We start from the raw sequence: 3,111 nt of genomic DNA on the forward strand, positions 1-3,111 counted from the left end.
ACCGACAGTCATGGGGAAATTGTCAATGTATCGGCAAGGAAATTCAGCGCATTGGTGACATCCGGTGTAGCCCTTTTCCCTGGTGCATTCCCTGATCTCACACTGCCGGCAATGCATAAACTGCTCATCCGACAAACAGCCACGACACTTTATATCTTCTACGGAAAGGGTTTCACTATTGGGAAGAATGCCTTTTCCCCCAGGGACTTCTCCCTTATAAAGATCCACTAACCGCTCCTTGAATTTGAGATTATTATCACGGTGGGCCATATAAATGGCACAGACTCCGCAATAAAGGCCGCAGGGAGCAATAAAATCCGGATTTATCGTCATAATTCCAATCCTTTCCGATAGCTTATCTTCTTATACTACAAATGGTTCATTTTGCCAATCAGCCGCGTATATTTTTGCATGGCCATGATTAACCCTATGCCCCGATGATAACTACATGCGCCTCCGGGTATTGATCCCGATCCAATAGAATGCACTTACACCCATTCTCCTTCAGTATCCTCAAGTACTCTTCGGCCAGGGAACTGTAGTAGAAATCCTGGCCGCACATCTGTCCGGTTATCTCCCCATCTACACCCCATTCTTTCAGATGAAATTCGAAAAAAGCAGGAGCAGGCTGCCAAGGGGTTCATTATAAGGAAAATATTCCAGAATGGAAATAACTGATTTCAGGTATGGAAATCTTGCCTTAAATTTGGCAGGATAATTAAGAAAAGGGGAAAGAGTGACAGGCTCGTAAAAAGTCTGAGAGAGCCCATTTCCGTCATTCCCGTGTAAACGGAAATTAAGTGTTTTCAATTTGTTACCTATGGTCTGGATTCCCGCCTGCGCCCTCCCCTCCGGCCTGGAAGCCCTATGGGCTGGAAGCGGGGGGTAGTCCCCAACAGGACGGAATCGGGAATGACGAGTTTTTACATAAGCATGAAGAGTTGGACTTACCCCTTTTCAAAACATCTGTTTATCAGCCGTTTTACCGTCGAGACCCACCTGAAAAACATTTTCGACAAGGCCGGGATCAGGCACCGGTCGGGACTGGCCAACCTGCTCCAATCCATTTAACCCTGATTCCACCTGCCAGTCTGAAACAAAGCTCCATTGTCGGCCCCTCCATCATAAGGTGACGAACAAACAAAAGGATTGGGAATCTCAAGTAGCGGCAAAGATGCTGCAGACCCTCGGTGGATCAAAGCCGTCGTAATCGGAGACAACATTTATTCGTGGGGCGATCTCCGTACCCAGAACAAGGGCAGCGAGAAATTAGGGCCTGAATCTTCCTGGCAGACAGCGGCAAAAAACATTCTTCCTATTTAACAAATTTTCTTAACATTAAGGAAATAATTGTATATATTTTCCTCATTATGAAGAAAGATACGAATGTGATTTTATCACTAAAGAAGGCTCCAAGGTTTCTGAAGCCATCCAGGTTTACTATACCTTGACGGATGGAAAAACCAAAAAGCGGGAAGTTCGGGGCCTGGTAGATGCCTGCAGAGCCTTTGGGCTGAACTCCGGCGTTATTATAACCAACGATGCCCCGGAAACCTTTACGATCGAAAGGATAAAAATAACCAACATCCCCCTTTCTCTCTGGTTGTTAACCGACGCGCCTTGAAAATAAATATCCTGACACCTGTTTTCCGGTCATTACTTCATCCCGGGCAGTAACCGGGAGCCCGTAAATCGGCTTAATTCCCCGCAACCCAGGCCCAACCAACCCAATCAGCATGGTCGCCCTATTAGAGCAAAGGAAGTTTTCTTTTTTTTAAAATATATCTTCTAAGCCCCCCTGCTCTATCAGAGACCAAGATTCCGGGCTACTTTTTCCAGATGGTAATCCGCGTCTCCGAATGAGGCGGCGGCGGCTTTGGCCTTCCGGGTGTATAGATGCAGATCATGTTCGTCACAAAAAGAGATGGCCCCATGGATCTGATGGGCCAGGCGGGTCACCAGGCCGGAAGCCTGACTGACATAGGCCTTGGCCATGGAAGCCTCTTTTTCGGCAGGCAGCTCCTGGGCCAGCTTCCAGGCGGCTTGATAAGTCAGATAACGGGCGCTGTCCATGGCCACGGCCATATTGGCCAAATGATGCTGAATGGCCTGAAAGGCGCCGATGGGGCGACCGAACTGTTCCCGCTCTTTGGCGTAGGCCAACGATAGTTCGAAAGCCTGCCCGATGACCCCGAGCATCTCGGCGCATTTAGCCACCGCCGCTCTATTCTCCACGGCCTCCAAAAACGGCCCGGCCCCGCCGACCGGGCCTAAAAGCCCGGCCTCGGGAACGGCAACGTTATCTAAAACCACTTCACATTGTTTTTCATACCCCAAGGTTTTCAAGGTTTTTATCTTCAGCCCCGGCTTTTCGGCATCGACGATAAACAGGGACAACCCGTCACCGGCCCTGGCCGCACAGATGATAGGGTCGGCCGCCTGGGCGTTGTCAACGAACAGCTTGACGCCGTTTAACCGATAGGTGCCGTTATTTCTTTCGGCTGTAGTGGATATCTTTGATGCGCCATACCAATTGCCCGGTTCGGTGACCGCCAGGGTCATAAGCCGTTTGCCGTCGGCCACCTGGGGTAAAAGTGCCTTTTTCTGTTCGTCGGTGCCCAGCCTTAAAATCGCTGAGAGGCCTAACACCACAGTGGCAAAAAAAGGGCCGGGCAGGCAGGCTTCACCCATGGCTTCAAGCAGCAGGCACAAATCCAGAAAGTCGCCGCCGGTCCCGCCGTAGGCCTCCGGGATTTCGACGCCCATCCAGCCCATAGCAGCCATTTTATCCCAAAGCTCCTGGGAATAGCCTTGTTCGTCGTCCCGCATGGCCCGGACCAGCGACTTTGGGCATTCCTTTCTCAAAAAATCCCGGGCCGATTTGCTCACTATTTTTTGTTCCTGGTTCAGGTCGAGTTCCATGATGGAGTTCCCCTATCTATCGGTGGAATATGTAGCTACCAAACCGGTAAGCCCAATCCTCGCAAGGCGATGATGTTGCGTTGGATTTCGGAAGTGCCGGCACCGATGGTCGCCGAGATGCAATCCAGATACCCGACAGGCGCCAGGCCCCTGAAGGGGGTATACTCGGAGCCGCGCGAAAGCAGCCCG

5 protein-coding genes are annotated in these 3,111 nt (G+C 50.8%); 2 read left to right on the plus strand and 3 right to left on the minus strand.

From position 1 onward, the window contains the following. A partial coding sequence (locus HY879_28225; protein MBI5607238.1) for a DUF3795 domain-containing protein occupies positions 1–333 on the minus strand: 333 nt, incomplete at its 3' end. A 534-nt stretch (positions 334–867) separates the two neighbouring features. Here HY879_28225 and HY879_28230 point away from each other — a divergent pair. After that, a complete protein-coding gene (locus tag HY879_28230) occupies positions 868–1,071 on the plus strand; it encodes a hypothetical protein (protein ID MBI5607239.1) in 204 nt (67 codons plus the stop codon). A 376-nt stretch (positions 1,072–1,447) separates the two neighbouring features. Then, positions 1,448–1,624 (plus strand): hypothetical protein, encoded by a 177-nt coding sequence (locus tag HY879_28235; protein MBI5607240.1) that lies wholly within the window; start codon positions 1,448–1,450, stop codon positions 1,622–1,624. A gap of 182 nt (positions 1,625–1,806) precedes the next feature. On the opposite strand, the gene HY879_28240 is transcribed toward HY879_28235, so the two are convergent. Continuing rightward, positions 1,807–2,922, minus strand: coding sequence for an acyl-CoA dehydrogenase family protein (locus tag HY879_28240; protein MBI5607241.1), 1,116 nt, complete (start codon positions 2,920–2,922; stop codon positions 1,807–1,809). A 35-nt stretch (positions 2,923–2,957) separates the two neighbouring features. Further along, positions 2,958–3,111: acyl-CoA dehydrogenase (locus tag HY879_28245; protein MBI5607242.1), on the minus strand; the 154-nt coding region annotated here is incomplete at its 5' end.

The sequence above is a fragment of the Deltaproteobacteria bacterium genome (genome assembly GCA_016219225.1).
Taxonomy (GTDB): Bacteria; Desulfobacterota; RBG-13-43-22; order RBG-13-43-22; family RBG-13-43-22; genus RBG-13-43-22.